The sequence below is a fragment of the Streptomyces sp. CB01635 genome, assembly GCF_002803065.1.
Taxonomy (GTDB): Bacteria; Actinomycetota; Actinomycetes; order Streptomycetales; family Streptomycetaceae; genus Streptomyces.
In genome coordinates this window covers 329,161-347,994 of record NZ_NNBL01000001.1, presented here as the reverse complement: position 1 = coordinate 347,994, position 18,834 = coordinate 329,161, and the positions used below count along the sequence as shown (strand labels likewise).

The window sequence follows — 18,834 nt, the reverse complement described above, 5'->3', positions numbered from 1 at the left end:
GCTCCGAGCTGAACATCGCTTCTACAAAAAGGACGTACGGGCAGCATCCTGCCCGCCCGCCGGGCCTGACGCGAGTCAGTTCCCGCATGCGCGCGCCACCCGCCCGGACCACCACCTAACGCCAACCCATTGTTCAACCATTACAACTAATGGTTAGATCGGCAGCATCCGTTAACCCCCTTCTCCGAAGGACGTACAACCATGCTTGTACTGGCCCAGATCAGCGACCTGCACCTCGACGGGACCCCGCGCGCCACGGCGCGCGCCCGGCGCGTGATCGACCACCTCCGGGCGCTGCCGGGCCCCTTCGACGCCCTCCTGGTCACCGGCGACATCGCGGACCACGGCGCGGAGTCCGAGTACGAGGAGGCGGCGGAGCTGCTGGGGCTGCACACGGGCGGGCCGAGCGACGGCGGCCCACCGCCCCCCGGCGCCCCTTTCCCCGGCCTGCCTTTCCCCGTCCTGACCTGTCCCGGCAACCACGACAGCCGGGCGCCCTACCGCAAGGCGCTGCTGCGCGAACCCGCGGCCGAGGGGCCGGTGAACCACGCCCACCACGTCGGCGGCGCCGTGGTCCTCATGTGCGACTCCAGCATTCCGGGCGCCGACGAGGGCCGGCTCGACGAGGAGACGTACGGCTGGCTGGAGGACACCCTCGACGGGCTCGACGGCGAGACGCCCGTCCTGCTCGCGTTCCACCACCCGCCGGTGGCGCTGCACCACCCGCTGCCCGACGCGTACCAGCTGGACCGACCACGGGAGCTGGCCGCTCTGCTGGAGCGGCGGCCGGAGATCGCCGGGATCATCGCGGGGCACGCGCACACCCCGGCCGCCACCGTGTTCGCGGGCCGTCCGCTGGTGATCGGCCCCGGCGTGACCTGGACGCTGCGGCTGCCCTGGGAGGGCGAGGGTGTGGCGGACCGGGACGCTCCGGTGGGCCTGGCCTTCCACATCCTCGACGACGAGCGGCGTCTGACGACGCACTTCCGGGTGGTCTGATCTCCCCCCGTAGGGCGCTCCCCTAGGTCACCACTCCAGGAGTCACCGCCAGCACCTGGCGCACGCCCGACTCGTGCCGGACCGTCAGCGTGACCTGCCGGCCCGGACGCGCGGACTCCACCGCCTGGGCGAGGGCGCCCGCGGAGCCGATCCGGGTCTCGCCGAAGGCGATCAGCACGTCGCCGCGGACGAGACCCGCCGTGTAGCCGGGACCGGGCACGTGCACGCCCACGAGCAGCGCCCCCGCACCCTTGGGCGCGTCCACCGCCTCGACGCCGAGCGCCGCCCGCACGGGGCGTGCGGAGGGCGACGGGGACGCGGAAGAGGTGGGCGGATGTGACGGCGTGAGCGCCGGCGGCCGCGGCGCCGCCCCCGCCTGCTGTTGCATCTCGGCCAGCTTGCTCATGCCTATGACGGCGGCGCCGACCGTGCCGAGGCCGACCCCCGACAGCACGAGCACGGCCCCGAACAGCAGGCCGAGCAGCAGAGTGACGAGGCGCTTGCCGCGGCGCCGCGCCGCATGCGGGCGGCGGCCGCCCGAACCGTTCCCCCGGGCCGCCGCCTCACGGCGCGGGGCTCCGGGCATCGACTTGGGGCGCAACGCGGTCTGTTCCATGGCCCACCTCCGGCCAAAGCCCTACCCGTCCGCGTCCGGCGCGACGATTCCCGAACGAGTGAGACTGAACCGGGCATTTCTGGCATCGGGTCAGCCGCCGTGCCCTCCGTGCCCCCCATGTCCGCCGTGCCCCGCACCGTGGTCGAACTTCATCGCCTCGGCGGGCATCACCACGAACGGCCGCATCATGCCCATGTCCTCGTGCTCCAGCAGATGGCAGTGATACATGAAGCGCCCGTACGCGCCGTCGAACCGGCCCATGACGCGCAGCATCTGGCCGGGCAGCGCCCGGAAGACGTCCTTGTAGCCGCGCTCGTTCGGCGGGAGCGGGACCGGCGTGGCCGGGTCGGGCGCGAGCGGCACGCGCGTGCCGCCGGCCGTCACGTCGAACCCCGACACGTCGTACGTGTCACGGCCGAGGATCTGGAAGTCGGCGAGATGGATGTGCATGGGGTGCACGACGGGCGGGTTCACCGCGAGGTTGAGGAAGCTCCACTGCTCGTAGCTTCCCTCGGCGACGGTGAAGCCGAGGCCGTCGTTGAACGTGCGGGAGGTGCGCCGGTACGTCTTCGACGTGCCGTTGGCGCCACGGAGTTGGATGACGCCGTCCGCTGGGACTTCGACCTCCCCTTCGACCTCGGTCATCTCCCAGATCTCGGGGTGACCACCGCCGCCCTTCGTGGCGGGCGGGGTCAGCACGATCAGCCGGTGCCCGTGCTCGATGTCGTGCGTCAGGCGGCGGAAGGATCCCGAGAGCACCTCGGGCAGCTCGAACGGGTCGTCCGCGCCGCACTCGCCGACGCGGAACTCCATGACGTGCGGATAGCGCACGTTGTTCGCCGGGTCGGGTACGCCGGGCGCCTGGCCCGCGCCCTTGTTGACGAGGCGTACGCGGCGTCCCGCGAGCGCGCGGAAGTCGATGAGCAGGTCCATGCGCTCGGCCGGCGCGACGGTCAGCGTGGGCAGCGCCTCGTCGAAGTCGACCGGCACCGGCCGCGGCAGCAGCCCGCCGTCGCTGCCGATCTGGTGCAGGACACCAGGCACCGGGTTGTCGTCCTCGTCGATCAGAACGAGGTCGTAGATCCGGGCGTTCGACGCGTTGACCAGGCGGAAGCGGTGCCAGGCCGCGTCCACTTCGGCGTAGGGCCAGATGCGGCCGTTGACGGTGGTGTACGGGCCCGCGAAGGGCACGGAGACCGGCTTGCCCGTCTCCGGGTTCTTCTCCTGGACGATCACGGTCTTGTGCAGCAGGCGGCCGTTGAGCGCGCCGTCCTCGTCCGTGTCGAGGTTGCGGTCGGCGACGAGGAGCGGGATCTCCCGCTCCCCGGAGGGGAGTTGGAGCGCGTCCTCCTCGTCGTCGCGGACGAGGTAGGTGCCGTAGAGGCCCGTGTGGACGTTCCACCGCGTCACGTTCATGGCGTGGTCGTGGTACCACCACTGGACCGCCTGGTGGTCGTTCGGGTACTCGGAGAGCTGGGCGTCGCCGTAGCCCACCGCGTTGTCCGCCCAGCCGTCGTTGCCGCCGCCGGTCTGCGCGCCGTGCAGGTGAGTGACGGTCCAGGCGGGCAGGGCGGCGACGTCCGCGATCGGCGGGACGCCGTCGCGGCCCGGTTCGGTGCTCGGGTTGGGGTTCGCCGCCGGCACCTCGACGGCGGTGACCGGGTACTCGCTGCCCTTCGGAATGCGGTTGGTCCAGGCGATCCGGACGCGCTGCCCGCGCCGGACCTCGATCGTCGGCCCCGGCACCGATCCGCCGTACCCCCACATGAGTGTCGGCGGGAGCTGCGGGTGCAGCCGCACCCACGTCGGCCGCAGCGCGATCTCGGTCTCCCGCAGGACGTCCGTGGAGTCGGGACGCAGGACGGGCGGAACGGTCAACGGCGCGACGTACGGCGCCAGTTCACCGTCCGCCGCGGCGGGCGCGGAATCCCGCGCCGCGCCCGCCAGGCCGTCCGTGATCCTCTCGATGATGTCGGTCATGGTGAGAACACCCCCGTGTTCTGTGTTACATCCCCCGTGGTGCGGCCGGTCGATGGCCGCCTTCACCCCACAGGACTCACCACACCCCACGAGGGTTCCATGAACCCCTCATTCCGGCTGAAAAGGTTCGGCAACCTTCCCGGTACGAACCCATGCGCGCGCCGGGCCAGGTCGTCGGCCCCGTAACGGCGGCATTCGCGGTGCCAGTTGAGGATCCCGGCCATCCAGTTCTGGAGCTCCCGCACGTAGCCGTCCATGGTCGCCCGGGCCTCGCGCGACAGCTTGAAGTCGTCGTACAGGACGGGGAATTCATGGGTGGCGACATGCTCGAACTGCTGCATGCGCTGCGTCATCAGGTCGTGCACGACGCCGAGCGCGGTCGGGTAGTCGCAGCCGAAGAAGTTCTGCACGACGAGGATGCCGTTGTGGATCTCGCCCTCGTACTCGATCTCCTTCTGGTACGAGAACACGTCGTTCAGGAGCATCGCGTAGTCGACGGCCGCGTTCTCCAGGGAGCGGACCGGTCCGCTGCGGTAGACCTCCGGGGGCACGGCGGGGCCGTGGCCGAGGCCGCACAGGCTCATGGTGAGGTCGGCGCCGAACGTGGCGCGGCGCATCTCCAGGTAGTCGACGGGGTCCGGGATACGGTTCTGGAGCTGGTTGGACAGCTCCCACACCCAGCTCTGCGTCATGACGTCGATGGCCGCCTTCAGGGTGCGCCGCTGCTCGGTCGCCATCCCGGCGGCGGTGCGGGCCCACAGGTCGGCGAGGCCGCGCTCCATCGCGTTCACGGGCGGCGGGATCTCGCCGCCGTCGACGGGCATGCACGCGGAGAGCCGCTCGGTGCACAGCTTCGCCGCGGCGAGGTCACGCCGGTGCCCGAAGACGAGCGGGTAGTAGTCGTCCCCGTACGTCCCCCAGGCCAGCCAGTGCGCACTCAGGTCCAGGGCGTCCTGGTCCCCGTCGGGGTCGAGACCGGCCGAGCACAGGGGCAGGTCGTAGGCGGCGAGCTTGTCCTCGTCCCAGACGCCTTCCGCCAGGATTCCCATGGCGTGCGCCCACGGCGTGATGCGCCGGCGGGCCTCCTCCAGGCCGGGGTTCAGCCGGAGCGGGAACGGCATGTAGAAGTCGGGGATCAGGGACGGGCCCACCTTCTGGTACGGCACATGCGTGTAGGCGCGCAGCCGCTCTGCGCCGGCCGCCGCGAGCAGCGCCCCGACGTCCGCGCCGGACGTGCCGATCCCGGTGGGCCCCGCCGGCGGGTTGCTCCCCGTCGCCCCCTCGTTCATGTACCGGCTGGAGCGCAGATGCCATTCGTGGCCGCCGGACTGCCAGTCCTGGAGGCCCCGCGTGTAGGAGGCGACCGCGGCGACCTCGGGCCGTGTGAGCCCCTTCTCGACGGCGAGGGCGGGCACTTCGGTGAGCGCGGTGTGCTCGAACTGGTGGAGGCGCGAGGTGAGGATGTCGTTGACGGTCTGCGCGGCCTCCTGCGTCGTACAGCCGAAGAAGGTCTCCAGGACCAGTACGCCGTTGCTCAGCTCGCCCTCGTCCTCGACCTCCCGCTGGTACGAGAAGAGGTCGTTGCGCAGGTGCACGGCGTCGGAGAACGTCTCCATCAGGACGCGAAGCGGCCTCGACCCGGCGACGGACGCGGGCACTTCGGAGGTCGCGTACTCGACGAGCCCCGCCGACCAGGGCGCGCCGCCGACCTTGCGGCGCATCTCGATGTACTCGACGGGGTTGGAGATCCGCCCCTCGTTGATGTTGGACAGCTCCCACATCGACTCGTTGAGGAGGTGTTCGGTCGACTCGGCGAACCTTCTGCGCCAGTCCACCGACATGGCGGGCACGGTGCGCGCCCAGAGGTCGGCGAGGCCCGCCTCGACCGGGTTCTGCGGCTCGGGCACGGGGGTGGACAGGTCCATCGGCATGAACAGGGGCAGGCGGTCCAGATAGGCCTTGCCGCCCTCGCGGTCCATGGTCCGCTTGAACGTCTCCAGGAAGTGGTCGTCGAAGAAGAAGACCCACACGTACCAGTCGGTGACGAGGGACAGGGCGGGCCCGTCGCAGTCGGGGTGGGTGTACGCGCACAGCAGTCCGTAGTCGTGCGCGTCGAGGTCGCTCTGCTCCCAGATGCCCGACCCCTCCAGCATGCCCATCTCGCGGGCCCACTGCGTGGAGTGCGCCCGCGCCTCGTCGAGGTGTGGATTGAGCCGCGCCTGGTACGGCATGTAGAAGTGCGGCAGTTCGAACGGCTGCGTCATGGCCCGGCCCTACCCGTGGCCTCCGGCGGGCATCCGGACGGCGGCACATGATCGCACCATCGCGTGAACCGACGACTGAGGAGCGTCCGGACGGGGAAAAGGGCGGTACCCGATCCCACCCGATCCCCAGCTGAGGAGTCCTCGGTGAGCCAGGCCACGGAGCCGTTGATCGTCGTAGGCGTCGACGGTTCGAAGCACTCGAAGGAAGCCCTCCGCTGGGCCGTGCGGCAGGCCACGCTCGTCGGCGGCCGGGTGCACGCCGTCATGAGCTGGGAGTGGTCCACGAATCCCTTCAGCCTCGGCGGGCCCGCCGACGTGGGCACGGCGGCCGGCGGCCGCGAGCTGGTCTCCTCCGAGGAGACCTCGCGCGTCAGACTGATCGACATCGTCACGGAGACGGTCGGCGAGAGCCCGCCCGTCCCGGTGCACAGCCGCATGGTGCAGGGGCCCGCGGCGAAGGTCCTCGTCGAGGCGTCCGGGGCCGCCGATCTCCTGGTCGTGGGCACCCGCGGCTACGGCGGCTTCAAGGGGGCGCTGCTCGGCTCGGTGAGCCAGCAGGTGACGCAGCACGCGCACTGCTCGGTCGTGGTGGTGCGGGAGAAGTCCGACAGCTGACGCGAGCGGGGGCACGCCCCCGTCGTCCACCCGACGGGGTGTCAGCGGGGCATGTCAGAGTGCCCTCATGGACGATGCCCGAGAGTTCCCGCGCCAGTACGCCCGCACCCGCCGCTTCGCCCTGGGCGCCCCGAGCCGGTTCACGGTCTCGGCCGACGGCCGGCGCGTCCTGTTCCTGCGCACGGGCGGCGGCGCCGACCCCGTGAGCGCCCTGTGGCTCCACGAGGACGGTGAAGAGCGGGTCCTCGTGAATGTCTCGCGCACCGCGCGCGCAGGTGACGTGCCGGCCGCCGAGCGCGTGCGCAGGGAGCGGGCGCGGGAGAGCGCGGTCGGGCTCGTCTCGTACTCGGCCGACGCCGAGTGCCGCACCGTCGTGTACGCCCTGTCGGGAGCGCTCTGGGCGGTGCGTGTCGCGGACGGCGTCCCGTTCCCCGTGTCGGCGGCGGGCCCGGTCGTGGACCCGCGCCTGTCCCCCGACGGCCGTTCGGTCGCGTACGTCACCGGGGGCGCCCTGCACGTCGTCACGCTCAACGGCGAGGACCGGCTGCTCGCGGCGCCCGAAGGCCCTGACATCACCTACGGGTTGACCGACCACGCGTCCTCGGAGTCGATGGGCCGGGCGCGCGGACACTGGTGGGCGCCCGACGGCGGCGCGCTGCTCGCGGCGCGCGTGGACACGTCGCGTGTGCAGCGCTGGTATCTCTCCGACCCCGCCGACCCTTCAGCGCCGCCGCGCGCCGTGCGCTACCCGGCGGCGGGCACGGCCAACGCCGACGTGTCGCTCCACTTGCTGCACCTGGACGGCTCGCGGGCCGAAGTGGACTGGGACCGTGGGGCGTTCGAGTATGTGCCCGTCGCCGGGTGGGACGCGCACGGCCCGTTCGCCGCGGTGCAGAGCCGCGACCAGCGGACGCTGCGCACGCTGGCCGTGGACCCCGCGACGGGCGCCACCCGCCTCCTGGACGAGCAGCTCGACGCGGCCTGGGTCGAGCTGGTCCCCGGCGCCCCGTGCCGCACGGCGTCCGGCGCACTGGTGACCACCCGCGACGAACAGGACACCCGCCGCCTCGTCGTGGCCGGGAAGCCGGTGACCCCGGTGGGCCTTCAGGTCCGCCAAGTCCTGGGCGTACAAGGCGAGTCGGTGCTGTTCGAGGGCGGCGACGAGCCCACCGAGACCCATGTGTGGACGTGGGCGCCCGACGCGGGCTGCGTCAGGCTCACGGACACGCCGGGCGTGCACACGGCCGTCTCGGCGGGCGGCACCACGGTCCTGGTGAGCCGCCGGGAGGACCGCACGACCGTGGAGGTGACGAAGAAGGGCAAGCCCGTCGGGGAGATCTCCTCGCTCGCCGAGCGCCCCGTCGTCCCCACGCGGCCCGTTCATCTGCGGCTCGGCGAGCGGGAGTTGCGCAGCCAGCTGTTCCTGCCGTCGTGGCACACACCGGGCAGCGGCACGCTCCCCGTCCTGGTGAACCCGTACGGGGGCCAGCACCTTTTGGTTGCCACGCGCGGCCTCGGCTGGCCCGCGCATCTGTCGCAGTGGTTCGCCGAGCAGGGCTTCGCGGTCCTGGTCACGGACGGGCGCGGCTCACCGGGGCGCGGCCCCGCGTGGGAGAAGGAGATCCGCGGCGACATCCTGACGCACGCCCTCGACGACCAGGTCTCCGCCGTGCAGGCGGCCGGGGCGCAGTTCCCCGACCTCGATCTGACGCGGGTCGCGATCCGCGGCTGGTCGTTCGGCGGGTTCCTGGCCGCGGGCGCCGTGCTGCGCAGGCCCGACGTCTTCCACGCGGCGGTCGCGGGCGCGCCGCCCACCGACCAGCGGCTGTACGACACGCACTGGAAGGAGCGTTATCTCGGCCATCCCGACGAGGAACCCGAGAACTACGAGCGCTGCTCCCTGATCGCCGACGCGCCCCTGCTGCGCCGGCCGCTCCTGCTGGTGCACGGGCTCGCCGACGACAATGTGGCGGTCGCGCACACCCTGCGCCTGTCGGCGGCGCTGCTCGCGGCGGGCCGCAGCCACCAGGTACTCCCCCTGCCGGGCGCGACGCACATGGTCACGCAGGAGGGCGTCGCGGAGAATCTGCTGCTGTTCCAGCTCGACTTCCTGAAGAAGTCCCTGGGGGTCTGACCACTCGCCGAGAGGCGCGTGCCTACCAGTGCGCGGGGCGGCTCATGGTGGCCGGGATCCTGGTCGAGCCGTCCCCGCGGGCCGCGTTGACCTGCGCCTGCGTGAGGAAGATGCTGCCGGTCAGATCGGCGCCCTGAAGGCGCGCGTCGCGGAGGTCGGCCCCTATGAGGTCGGCCTCGCGCAGGTCGGCGCCGGTGAGGTCGGCCGCGATCAGACAGGCGCCGCGCAGGTTGGCACCCCGCAGATCGGCGCCCTGGAGGCGGGCGCCCATCAGGTCGGCGCCCCGGCGGTTCTTCTTTCGGCCGGGCACGGCCGCCCGTACGAGTTCGCTGACCTTCAGGAGCGTCTCGCTGACCTCGCCGCGGAGGGTGGGGACGTCGGCCGCGGCGAGGGTGGCGGCGTCGGCGCGGGTGAGCTCCTCGATCCCGTCGAGGGCGCGCCGCACCTCCGCGTGCGCCGGGCGGGCCCGGTCGAGCTCCAGCGCCTCGGTCAAGTACCAGAGCAGTTCGTGCAGTTGGCGCATGACGGGGAAGACGTCGAACATCGTGCGCGCGGTCCCGCGCGACGTACGCCAGTCCTCGCCGCCGAACGTGACCTGTGACACCTGCTGACCGGCGCCGAAGCAGTCGAAGACCGTGCAACCCGAGTAGCCCTTGTCACGGAGCGTGGTGTGGATGCCGCAGCGGAAGTCGTGCTGGAGGTTGTGGCACGGCCGGCCCGCGGCCTTGTCCGCGGCGAAGTCGGATGACCTGGCGAAGGGCAGCGCGACACAGCACAGCCCGAAGCAGTTCCCGCAGTCGGCGCGCAGATCGAGCCGGCGCCGGTGCCCGGCCTCCGGAACGGCGCCGGGGCCATCGGACGCCACGGCCTCGGGTCGGGTTTCGCGCTTCTGGGACAACGGGCCCGGTCTCCTACGTGTACGTGGTGTCTGCGGCGTGGGGCCCTCATTCTCCCCGATGGCGCGGGCGGCGGACCGGCGCGGGCCCGGGTCACCCGCCGGGCCCGGTACCGTGGGGGAGGAACGATCTCGTGGGCCTCCTGGCGGGCTGCGTGAACCCAGGAGGAACCAGATGACGACGAACCGCGGACGCAAGCACGTGATCCGGAGCCGGATGACGTCGACCGGAGAGTCGTACGTCGTCGCCGCGAAGAACCTCAAGGCGATGAAGGACATGGGCGCCACCGCGGAGGCCGTGCGCACCCAGCGCTGGCGGCCCGCGGAGTCCCTCGACGTCCCCTGCCCCTGCGGCGGCACGTGCGAGCCCGGCGAGAAGTGCGACCGCTGTCACGCCCGCCACCGTCACGTGGGCCGGGCCCCCGGCAGTCTCACGGACGTCGAGACGTGGATGGACAAGTACGACTGCATGGGCTGCGCGTCCTCGTACACACTGACCGTCGTCCTGCCCGGCCGCCCGTGGGGCATCGCCGAGACGGTCGTGCAGGGGGGCTCCACGGAGCCGGTGGTCCGGGCCCGTGTCTTCCCTGGCGTCGTCCACCCGATGATGCGCCCGGAGACGCCGGCGGAGGACTGAGCCTCCGCCGGGGCCCCGGTCAGCCCGCTTCCGGTGCCAGCTTCAGCGAGATCGAGTTGATGCAGTACCGCTGGTCCGTCGGGGTGGGGTAGCCCTCGCCCTCGAAGACGTGGCCGAGGTGCGAGCCGCAGCGGGCGCAGCGCACCTCGGTGCGGACCATGCCGTGCGAGCGGTCCGCGATCAGCTCGACGGCGTCCGTGTCCTTCGGATCGAAGAAGGACGGCCAGCCGCAGTGCGACTCGAACTTCTCGTCCGAGGTGAAGAGCTCCGCGCCGCACGCGCGACAGGAGTAGACGCCCTGGGTCTTGGTGTCCGTGTACTCACCGACGAAGGCGGGCTCGGTGCCGGCCTGGCGCAGTACCGCGTACTCCGCCGGGGTCAGTTCCGCGCGCCACTCCTCGTCCGGCTTTTCGACGTCGTACGACATTCAGCTCAGTCCTTCACTTGGCAAGGCGATCCAGGATCTGCGGGCCGAGCTCCGTGACGTCACCCGCGCCCATGGTGAGAACAAGGTCGCCCGGCTTGGCCATTCCCGCGATCACGTCGGGCACGGTCGCCTTGTCCTGAACGGCGTCCACGTCGGCGCCCGCCGCGCGGGCCGCGTCGATGATGAGGCCGCTGGTGATGCCGGGGATCGGGTCCTCGCGGGCCGGATAGATGTCCAGGACCACGGACGCGTCGGCGAGGGCGAGGGCGTCGCCCATCTCCTTGCCGAGCTCCTGGGTGCGGGAGAAGAGGTGGGGCTGGAAGACGACGAGGATCCGGGAGTCCCCCGCGGCCGAGCGCATCGCCTCGAGGTCGGCGGACATCTCGGTGGGGTGGTGCGCGTACGAGTCGATGACCTGTACGCCGTTCTCCTCGCCCTTGAGCTGGAGGCGGCGCTTGACGCCGGTGTACGACTTCAGGGCCGCGGCCAGGTTGCGGGAGGGGATGCCGAGCGCGACGCCGGCGGCGAGCGCCGCGACCGCGTTGTGCGCGTAGTGGCGGCCGGGGACCGAGACGGTGAAGGTGAGCAGCTTGCCGTCGAGGAGGACGGTGACCTCGCTGGTCAGACCGCGCGGGGTGACCTTGTGGATGCGGACGTCGGCCGCCTCGGACTCGCCGTACGTGACGACCTTGAGGGACGTCGTGTCGCGCAGCCTGCGGGTGAGCTCGACCGCGCCGGACTGGTCCGCGGCGATGACGAGCGTGCCGCCGGGGACGATCTTGGAGGCGAAGGTCTCGAAGGACTCGTAGATCTCGTCCATCGACGCGTAGTTGGCGTGGTGGTCGAGCTCGACGTTGAGGACGATGGCGACCTCGGGCGCGTACTTGTGGAAGCTGCGGTCCGACTCGTCGGCCTCGGCGACGAAGATCTCGCCCTCGCCGTGCAGCGCGTTCGAGCCGGGGGCGTCGAGGTCGCCGCCGATGGCGTACGAGGGGTCGAGGCCCAGGGAGGACAGCGACACCGCCAACATCGACGTGGTCGTCGTCTTGCCGTGCGTGCCGGCGACCGCGATGGGGCGCAGGCCGTCCATGAGGGAGGCGAGCGCGTCGGAGCGGTGGACGACCGGGATGCCGAGCTCGGCGGCGCGGGCCAGCTCGGGGTTGTCGGCGCGGATCGCGGAGGAGACGACGACGCAGGTGGCGTCCGGCGCGAGGTGCGCGGCGTCGTGGCCGATGTGGACGGTGGCGCCGAGCGAGCGCAGCGCCTCGGCCGTGGCGGACTCCCGGGAGTCGCTGCCGGCGACCTGGGCGCCGCGCTGCGTGAGGATCTTCGCGATGCCCGACATTCCGGCGCCGCCGATGCCGATGAAGTGCGGTCGGTCCATGGCGGTGGGCAGGCCGGGTGCCATTGGTTTCTCCCTGGGACGGTGTGCTGCTGCGTGCCCACTGTGCGGGCAGGCTCAGCCTACTTTCTCCGTGCACCCCGCCCGCGCAACCCCGTACCGCCCCGGCGGCGAGACGGCCCTACGCCTTGCTGTAGGAGAAGAGCTTCAGAACCGGTACGCCCACCTTGTGCCGGGCGCGCGAGGCCCAGTCGCGGTGGAAGAACTCCTCCACGTAGTGCGGGTCGGTCAGGACGATGACCTCGTCGGCGCCGATCTCGTCGACGAGGGACTTCAGGGCGTCCAGGGGGTGGTCCTCGACGAGACGGCCCTCTGCCTGGCAGCCGGCCTGGTGGAGTGCGGTGAGGGAGACCTGGAGTGCTTGTTCGCCGGGTTCCGTGGCGTCCTGGCCCTCGGGTACGTCCCTTTCCTTCGCCGCGTCGTCGAGCTCCCCCATGGCAACGTCGTCGATGGCCCGCAGCAGGCGGTCGGCCTGGTCGCCGCGGGGCTGGAGCAGCACATGGAAAGTGACTTCCTCGTCACCGTGCAAGGTGGTGACGAACTCCACGTCGGCGGACGTCAGGGCCTTCTCGATCATCAATACGCTCGTGAACACGACAGGCGCCCTTCTTCTCTCCTCCGTGGGCCGTCGACTCTCGACCGGTCCCTGCGGAAACCATCCTGCCCCGTGGCCGCACGGGGTCTGCGAGATTTAGTGTGCCCAGCGGAAGGTAAACGGAACGGCAGATTCCGCCGATTGTCAGCTCCGACGGTATCGGGTGAACAGAAACCCGGCCTCTTCCAGTACAGAAGCCATCTCGAAACGTTCGGGGACGGTCAGGGACGGTCCCCCGGCAATCCGCTGGGCGTCTCCGGCGGTGAGCATAGGCGACAGCGTCAGACAGAGTTCGTCGAGCACCTGTGCGGCCACGAACTGGCCGAGCAGGCGGGGTCCGCCCTCCGTGAGCAGCCGGGTCAGCCCGCGCTCCGCGAGCGCCCGGACCGCCCGCTCCGGCTCGACGGTGGTGCCCTCGCCGACGATCAGCACCTCGGCGCCCGCCTTGCGTGCGGCGTCCAGCCGGTCGGGCGGCGCCCCGGCGCCGGTGACCACGAACGTGGGAACGAGGGGGGAGGTGAACAGCGGAAGGGAGAAGTCGAGGTTCAGGCTCCCGGTGATCACCGCGATGGCCGGGGCGGGTGCCTGTCCGGCCGCCTCCCTGCGCCCGGCGAAGGCCTCACGCGCGCGTGCCGGGCGATAGCCCTCCAGGCGGACCGTTTCCGCACCGACCAGGACGGCGTCCGCGAGACCGCGCAGGGTGCCGAAGATCCGCATGTCGGCGGCGCTCGAGATGCCCTGCGAGCGGCCGTCGTGCTGGGCGGCACCGTCGAGCGTGGAGACCATGTTGGCGCGCAGCCAGACGTCCTGCCCGGCGGGGTAGGCATAGGCGTCCGCGAGCTCGTCGAGACTCCATTCACGGGCTTCGTGGGCCGCGTGATCTGCTGTTTCGTACGTCACAGGGAACAGGCGTCGCATGTCACGCAGTGTCGCACGGCGTCTAGAGTTGGGTGCTGTGTCGTCCTCCACCACCGCCCCGGCCCAGAGTCCGATAGCCGACGCGGCCCCGCTGTCCCTGTGCGCCCGTGAGCCGCTCGTCCCCGCGGACCGTCTGGTCGCCGAGATGGTGCCCCCGCCGCGCTTCGACTCGGTCCGCTTCGAGACGTACATCCCGGACCCCAATCAGCCCAGCCAGACCGAGGCGGTGCGGGTCCTGAGCGGCTTCGCGGCCGGGCTCGGCGGCGCCCACGCGAGCGGTTCGGGCAAGCGGAGGTGGTTCGCCAAAAAGCCCGCGGCCCCCACCGGGCCCCGCGGCGTCTATCTGGACGGCGGCTACGGCGTCGGCAAGACCCACCTCCTCGCCTCCCTCTGGCACGCCACCCCGGCGGCCTCCGAGCAGAAGGCGTTCGGCACGTTCGTCGAGCTGACGAACCTGGTGGGCGCGCTCGGCTTCCAGCAGACCGTACGCACGCTCGGCGAGCACCGGCTGCTGTGCATCGACGAGTTCGAGCTGGACGACCCGGGCGACACCGTCCTGGTGTCGAGCCTGCTCGGCAAGCTCGTCGACGCGGGCGTCGCGCTCGCCGCGACCTCGAACACGCTGCCGGGCAAGCTCGGTGAGGGCCGGTTCGCCTCCGCCGACTTCCTGCGCGAGATCCAGGGCCTGTCCGCCCACTTCCGTCCCCTGCGGATCGACGGCGACGACTACCGCCACCGCGGCCTGCCCGAGGCACCCGCCCCGTTCTCCGACGAACAGGTGACGAAGGCGGCGTACGCGACCCAGGGCGCCTCGCTCGACGACTTCCCGCATCTGCTCGGCCACCTCGCGCGCGTGCACCCCAGCCGCTACGGCGCCCTGACGGACGACCTCGATGCGGTCTGCCTGACCGACGTCCAGCCGGTCCCCGACCAGTCGACGGCGCTGCGCCTCGTCGTGCTCGCCGACCGGCTCTACGACCGTGAGATCCCCGTGCTCGCCTCCGGCCTCCCCTTCGACCAGTTGTTCAGCGAGGAGATGCTGAACGGCGGCTACCGCAAGAAGTACTTCCGTGCGATCTCCCGGCTGACCGCGCTCGCGCGGGACGCGAAGGGGTTGGTGCACGCATAGGGCCGCCCGGGGTCACCTGCTGCGCCGCCTGCCGGTCACAAGCGCGACCACGAAGCCCGCCGAGCTGACGAGCACCGTCAGGACAGCGGCGCACACCGCACTGACAAGCCAGTCGGCATCACTGCCCTGCCTCGCGTCCTCGCTCCACCACATCACCGTCAACACCACCCATGTACCGGCGATCCAGGCGACAGCGCTCCGGACCGATGACGCCTTGAACGGCTCTGCGCGGTCGATGTGCTCAAGGGCCTCCTTGGCCATGCGCTCCCACCGCAGCGTCAGGGCGAGGAGAAGGCCGGCCCCCGCCCCGATGGCGACGAGCGCCAGGGCATCGGCCGCCCCCGTGAACCGCCACCCCGCGACTGCGCAGATCCCCACCATGAGCGCCGCCGTCGCGGTCCCCAGCAAGCCACCCGCGCGCACCGGATACCGCTGGCCGTAGGCCTGGACCCGGCCAGGACGCCGCGGCGCACGGGCAAGGCTCCGGTCGCGGTTCACCAAGGCCCGGACCACCACCCGGTCGATCGCGCGCACCGCCCGCAGCAGCACCTTCACTGCCCCTCCTCGTCCGCCACCCGCCCGGCCCCCCTGAGCCGTACGCAACGGGACAGTAGAGCGGTTACACGAGCAACCTCCCCCCACCTGACACTGCTACGCGCGTGGTTCCCGTGACGAATGGGCCGTGATAGACACAGCCGGGTCACAGTTCCTGTCCGCCAGCAGGAGGTTGCCCCATGTCTGAAGCACGTACCGCACGTACCGCTCAGTCCCCCGCAACACGACGTCAGGTCCTCGCGCGCAGCGGCGCTTCCGTCGCCGCCATCGCCTTCGCCGGAAGCCTCTCCGAGCTCTTCGCGGGCACGGCCGCCGCGCAGAGCCTCGGCAACAAGGGCTACGGCCCGCTGGTACCCGACCCCGCCGGGCTGCTCGACCTGCCCGCGGGGTTCCGCTACAAGGTCCTCTCACGCGAGGGCGACCCGCTGCGCTCCGGCGAGGGCAAGGTGCCCAGCAACCACGACGGCATGACGGCCCTGGAGGGCAGACACGGCCGGGTCCACCTGGTCCGCAACCACGAGAACCGCGTCACCGCGAAGATCGCCGTGCCGACCGTCGAGGGGCTCACCTACGACCCGATGGGCAAGGGCGGCTGTACGGCGCTCACGCTCGACCATCGGGGCAATGTCCTGTCGGAGCGCGTCGCCATCGCCGGCACGGCCGTCAACTGCGCTGGCGGGCACACGCCTTGGGGCACCTGGCTGACCTGCGAGGAGACCGAGGACAAGGCCGGCACGAACGGCTACACCAAGGACCACGGCTTCATCTTCGAGGTCGACCCGGCCGACCCGCGCCGCTCGGGCGCCGTGCCGCTGACCGCGATGGGCCGCTTCCAGCACGAGGCGATCGCGATCGACCCGAAGCGGGGCGTCGTCTACGAGACCGAGGACGCCTTCGAGAAGCCGTTCGGCCTGTTCTACCGCTTCCTGCCCAACAAGCCCGAGGGCGGCCTCGGTTCCCTGCGGGCGGGCGGAACGCTCCAGGCGATGCGGGTACCCGGGGTGCCCGACCTGTCCGTGATCCAGGAGACGGGCGCGACCTTCGACGGCATCGAGTGGGTCGACGTACCCGACCCGCTGGCCGCGCAGACCCCCATCCGCCTCCAGGACTTCGGCACGAAGGGCATCACGCACGCGCAGAAGCTGGAGGGCTGCTACTGGGGCGGCTCGTCCGTCTACTTCGTCTCCTCCTTCGCCCACAGCGCGGAGGGCTCGGCGGCCGATCACTTCGGGCAGATCTGGCGCTACGACCCGAGCAGGCGCCGCCTCACGCTGGTGATCGTCTTCGGCCCGAGTACCGACGTCCAGCTGCCGGGCGAGGAGCCCGACAACATCTGCCTCGCGCCCAGCGGCGGCCTGATGGTGTGCGAGGACGGCGAGGGCGCGCAGCACGTCTTCGGGGTGACCCGTAAGGGCGACGTGTACGCGATGGCGCGCGGGCGCCAGAACATCGGCACGGCGCAGGAACCGGCGTGGGGCGAGTTCGCGGGCGTCACGTTCTCCCCGGACGGCGACACGATGTACGTCAACTGCTACACGCCCGGGACGACCTTCGCCGTGACAGGGCCCTGGCAGCGGTAGCGCAGGCGCCCGGTACGTCGCACGATCGAGGGACCTGACGGGAAGGGGTGCGCGGTGGCCAAGGCCGACAAGGACACGAAGCGGAACGGCAAGGGCAAGGGCAAGGGTGAGCCGGCCAAGAGCGCCGGGAAGTCCCGGGCCAAGGCCGGACAGGCCCCCGGGAAGCCGTCCGGGAAGTCCTCCGGCTCGAAGTCGCCCGTCGCGCTTCGTGAGCTGCTGCGCATCCCCGCGGGCAAGCCCGTGAATCTTGCGTCCTTCGACGCGCGGGCGACACCCGCCGGCCCCTCCGGCAAAACCGCCGGCCTGGAGGCGACCGCCCGTATGGGTGAACGCCTCGCGGACCTGCAGGAGCGCCTCTGGGCCTCCGGAACGGCGGGCGACCGGCGCCGGGTCCTGCTGATCCTCCAGGGCATGGACACCAGCGGCAAGGGCGGCACGGTCAAGCACGTCATCGGCCTCTTCAACCCCTCCGGCTGCCGCATCAAGGCCTTCAAGGCGCCGACCCCCGAGGAGCGCGGCCACCCGTTCCTGTGGCGCATCATGCGGGCGCTCCCCGAGCCCGGCGAGATCGGCATCTTCGACCGCTCGCAGTACGAGGACGTGCTCGCCGCCCGCGTCCGCGGCCTCGTCCCGCGCCGCCAAGCGGGCGGCCGCTACGGCCAGATCAACCGCTTCGAGCAGTCGCTGGCCGAGGACGGCGTGACGGTCGTCAAGTGCTTCCTCCACATCTCGTACGAGGAGCAGCGCGAGCGGCTGCTGGAACGGCTCGACAACCCGGACAAGCACTGGAAGTTCAGCATGGGCGACATCGAGGACCGCGCCCTGTGGCCCGCGTACCAGGAGGCGTACGAGATCGCACTGGAGCGCTGCTCGACGGACGACGCGCCCTGGTACCTCGTGCCGGCGGACCGCAAGTGGTACCGCAACTGGGCCGTCAGCAAGCTGCTCCTGGAGCATCTGGAGGCGCTGGACCCGACGTACCCGAAGGCGGACTTCGACGTGGCCGGGGCGCGGGAGCAGTTGCTCGCGCAGGGGTGAGGCGGGGTTTCCGTACCTCACCGGCGCCGCCCACAAATGCGGCTGATCACCGAGCGTGCCGATCCCGCCCCCTGGGCAGGGTCTTAGGGGTCCTGCCGGGCCCATGAGCCCTTCAGGACGTCGCCCCCTAGGGACAAGGACACGGACACATGGAACGACACGCAGTCTGGGAGTTCACCGACGACCGCGGGCATGTGGCGGCCGCGGGGGACGTGCCGTTACGGGTGGTGGCCTACATACAGGCCGGCGCCACCCTGTGGGACCACGGGATACGGCCGGTGGGGATCTTCGGCTCGTTCCACGACGGCGATCTCGCCGACCCGGCCAAGGCAGGGACGCTGCCGCTCGACGAGGTCCCGTACCTGGGGGCGGGCCACAGCGTGGGGCTGGAGGAGGTGCTCGCGGCCGAGCCCGACCTCGTCGTCGCCGTCACCTACGGCGGCGGTCAGGTGTACGGCGTCGATCCGGACGTGGCGAAGCACCTGGAGGAGCACGTCCCGGTCGTCGTGGTCGACATCGGTCAGGGCCGTTCGCTCACCGCGGTCAGGGAGCGCTTCGCCGAGCTGACGCGCTCGCTCGGGGCGCGGGACCGGGGCGGGGCCGAACTGGAGCGCACCATGCGGGAGTTGGAGCAGACCGCGCGGGACAATACGGGGCGGGTGCTGGCCCTGTCGCCGGGCGGCCCGGACAGCGTCCATCTGGCACGCCCCGCCAAGTGGCCCGACCTGAGCGCGCTGACGGCTCTCGGCGTACGGACCGTCGAACCGCCGCAGGGGCCGGGCGCCAACTGGAACACGACCGGGTGGGCACAGGCCGCCGCGCTCGCGCCCGACATCGTGCTCGTGGACTCCCGCGCGAACGCGTCCCCGTGCGAGCAGTACGCGGCGAACCCGTACTGGCAGCAGGTCGAGGCCGGGGCACGCCTGCTCCCCTGGAACCCCGAACTCCCGGCGAGCGAGTCCGCGCACGCGCGCTTCTTCGACCAGGTGAGCAGAGCGCTGCGGGACACCTGAGCCCTCACCTCTCGCCCACCTGGCCCGACGCCGCACC

The 18,834-nt window shown here is 71.6% G+C and carries 17 protein-coding genes; 8 read left to right on the top strand and 9 right to left on the bottom strand.

Annotation, left to right across the window (positions count from 1 at the left end):
- Positions 1-201: 201 nt before the first annotated feature.
- Positions 202-999, top strand: a complete 798-nt coding sequence (locus CG723_RS01450) for a metallophosphoesterase (RefSeq protein WP_100591306.1) — start codon at positions 202-204, stop codon at positions 997-999.
- Between the two features lie 22 nt (positions 1,000-1,021).
- Here CG723_RS01450 and CG723_RS01445 read toward each other — a convergent pair whose 3' ends face one another.
- From CG723_RS01445 to cyc2, 3 genes are all read right to left on the bottom strand, one after another.
- Positions 1,022-1,615: a PDZ domain-containing protein gene (locus CG723_RS01445; protein ID WP_100591305.1), complete on the bottom strand. Its 594-nt coding sequence runs from the start codon at positions 1,613-1,615 to the stop codon at positions 1,022-1,024.
- Positions 1,616-1,705: 90 nt separating this feature from the next.
- Positions 1,706-3,595 carry an O-aminophenol oxidase PhsA gene (gene phsA / locus CG723_RS01440; RefSeq protein WP_100591770.1) on the bottom strand — a complete coding sequence of 630 codons (1,890 nt, stop codon included), beginning with the start codon at positions 3,593-3,595 and terminating at the stop codon, positions 1,706-1,708.
- 62 nt (positions 3,596-3,657) lie between these two features.
- Entirely contained in the window at positions 3,658-5,859 is a 2,202-nt protein-coding gene (cyc2, locus tag CG723_RS01435) for a germacradienol/geosmin synthase Cyc2 (RefSeq protein ID WP_100591304.1), read from the bottom strand.
- A 144-nt stretch (positions 5,860-6,003) separates the two neighbouring features.
- Between cyc2 and CG723_RS01430 the strand changes: the two genes are divergently transcribed.
- Together CG723_RS01430 and CG723_RS01425 are read left to right on the top strand one after the other, a co-directional pair.
- On the top strand, positions 6,004-6,474 hold the full coding sequence (locus CG723_RS01430) for a universal stress protein (protein WP_100591303.1): 471 nt from the start codon (positions 6,004-6,006) through the stop codon (positions 6,472-6,474).
- A 67-nt stretch (positions 6,475-6,541) separates the two neighbouring features.
- The gene (locus CG723_RS01425) at positions 6,542-8,608 is read left to right on the top strand and encodes a prolyl oligopeptidase family serine peptidase (RefSeq protein ID WP_100591302.1); all 2,067 of its coding nucleotides are present in this window, start codon (positions 6,542-6,544) and stop codon (positions 8,606-8,608) included.
- Positions 8,609-8,630: 22 nt separating this feature from the next.
- On the opposite strand, the gene CG723_RS01420 is transcribed toward CG723_RS01425, so the two are convergent.
- Positions 8,631-9,506 (bottom strand): pentapeptide repeat-containing protein, encoded by an 876-nt coding sequence (locus tag CG723_RS01420; protein WP_442802506.1) that lies wholly within the window; start codon positions 9,504-9,506, stop codon positions 8,631-8,633.
- A 172-nt stretch (positions 9,507-9,678) separates the two neighbouring features.
- Between CG723_RS01420 and CG723_RS01415 the strand changes: the two genes are divergently transcribed.
- Positions 9,679-10,140 carry a hypothetical protein gene (locus CG723_RS01415; RefSeq protein ID WP_100591301.1) on the top strand — a complete coding sequence of 154 codons (462 nt, stop codon included), beginning with the start codon at positions 9,679-9,681 and terminating at the stop codon, positions 10,138-10,140.
- A gap of 19 nt (positions 10,141-10,159) precedes the next feature.
- On the opposite strand, the gene msrB is transcribed toward CG723_RS01415, so the two are convergent.
- From msrB to CG723_RS01395, 4 genes are all read right to left on the bottom strand, one after another.
- Positions 10,160-10,567: a peptide-methionine (R)-S-oxide reductase MsrB gene (gene msrB, locus CG723_RS01410; protein WP_100591300.1), complete on the bottom strand. Its 408-nt coding sequence runs from the start codon at positions 10,565-10,567 to the stop codon at positions 10,160-10,162.
- A gap of 13 nt (positions 10,568-10,580) precedes the next feature.
- Positions 10,581-11,975, bottom strand: coding sequence for a UDP-N-acetylmuramate--L-alanine ligase (murC, locus tag CG723_RS01405; protein ID WP_100591299.1), 1,395 nt, complete (start codon positions 11,973-11,975; stop codon positions 10,581-10,583).
- Positions 11,976-12,090: 115 nt separating this feature from the next.
- Positions 12,091-12,564, bottom strand: coding sequence for an indole-3-glycerol phosphate synthase (locus CG723_RS01400; protein WP_100591298.1), 474 nt, complete (start codon positions 12,562-12,564; stop codon positions 12,091-12,093).
- A gap of 144 nt (positions 12,565-12,708) precedes the next feature.
- Positions 12,709-13,482: a pyrimidine reductase family protein gene (locus CG723_RS01395; RefSeq protein WP_100591297.1), complete on the bottom strand. Its 774-nt coding sequence runs from the start codon at positions 13,480-13,482 to the stop codon at positions 12,709-12,711.
- Positions 13,483-13,519: 37 nt separating this feature from the next.
- Between CG723_RS01395 and zapE the strand changes: the two genes are divergently transcribed.
- Positions 13,520-14,611: a cell division protein ZapE gene (gene zapE, locus CG723_RS01390; RefSeq protein WP_100591296.1), complete on the top strand. Its 1,092-nt coding sequence runs from the start codon at positions 13,520-13,522 to the stop codon at positions 14,609-14,611.
- A 12-nt stretch (positions 14,612-14,623) separates the two neighbouring features.
- Here zapE and CG723_RS01385 read toward each other — a convergent pair whose 3' ends face one another.
- The gene (locus tag CG723_RS01385) at positions 14,624-15,166 is read right to left on the bottom strand and encodes a hypothetical protein (RefSeq protein ID WP_100591295.1); all 543 of its coding nucleotides are present in this window, start codon (positions 15,164-15,166) and stop codon (positions 14,624-14,626) included.
- A 179-nt stretch (positions 15,167-15,345) separates the two neighbouring features.
- Here CG723_RS01385 and CG723_RS01380 point away from each other — a divergent pair, with 179 nt between their 5' ends.
- From CG723_RS01380 to CG723_RS01370, 3 genes are all read left to right on the top strand, one after another.
- Positions 15,346-16,746: a PhoX family protein gene (locus CG723_RS01380; RefSeq protein WP_100591294.1), complete on the top strand. Its 1,401-nt coding sequence runs from the start codon at positions 15,346-15,348 to the stop codon at positions 16,744-16,746.
- Between the two features lie 213 nt (positions 16,747-16,959).
- Positions 16,960-17,784 carry a polyphosphate kinase 2 family protein gene (locus tag CG723_RS01375; protein WP_234374121.1) on the top strand — a complete coding sequence of 275 codons (825 nt, stop codon included), beginning with the start codon at positions 16,960-16,962 and terminating at the stop codon, positions 17,782-17,784.
- Between the two features lie 149 nt (positions 17,785-17,933).
- Complete coding sequence (locus CG723_RS01370; RefSeq protein ID WP_100591292.1) at positions 17,934-18,797, top strand: ABC transporter substrate-binding protein; 864 nt, start codon at positions 17,934-17,936, stop codon at positions 18,795-18,797.
- The last annotated feature ends 37 nt before the right edge of the window (positions 18,798-18,834 follow it).

Excerpts from the sequence above, each read along its gene's own strand:
- CG723_RS01450 (WP_100591306.1), top strand. The coding sequence starts at position 202 with ATGCTTGTACTGGCCCAGATCAGCGACCTGCACCTCGACGGGACCCCG.
- CG723_RS01445 (WP_100591305.1), bottom strand. The coding sequence starts at position 1,615 with ATGGAACAGACCGCGTTGCGCCCCAAGTCGATGCCCGGAGCCCCGCGC.
- phsA (WP_100591770.1), bottom strand. The coding sequence starts at position 3,595 with ATGACCGACATCATCGAGAGGATCACGGACGGCCTGGCGGGCGCGGCG.
- cyc2 (WP_100591304.1), bottom strand. The coding sequence starts at position 5,859 with ATGACGCAGCCGTTCGAACTGCCGCACTTCTACATGCCGTACCAGGCG.
- CG723_RS01425 (WP_100591302.1), top strand. The coding sequence starts at position 6,542 with ATGGACGATGCCCGAGAGTTCCCGCGCCAGTACGCCCGCACCCGCCGC.
- CG723_RS01415 (WP_100591301.1), top strand. The coding sequence starts at position 9,679 with ATGACGACGAACCGCGGACGCAAGCACGTGATCCGGAGCCGGATGACG.
- msrB (WP_100591300.1), bottom strand. The coding sequence starts at position 10,567 with ATGTCGTACGACGTCGAAAAGCCGGACGAGGAGTGGCGCGCGGAACTG.
- murC (WP_100591299.1), bottom strand. The coding sequence starts at position 11,975 with ATGGCACCCGGCCTGCCCACCGCCATGGACCGACCGCACTTCATCGGC.
- CG723_RS01395 (WP_100591297.1), bottom strand. The coding sequence starts at position 13,482 with ATGCGACGCCTGTTCCCTGTGACGTACGAAACAGCAGATCACGCGGCC.
- CG723_RS01380 (WP_100591294.1), top strand. The coding sequence starts at position 15,346 with ATGTCTGAAGCACGTACCGCACGTACCGCTCAGTCCCCCGCAACACGA.
- CG723_RS01370 (WP_100591292.1), top strand. The coding sequence starts at position 17,934 with ATGGAACGACACGCAGTCTGGGAGTTCACCGACGACCGCGGGCATGTG.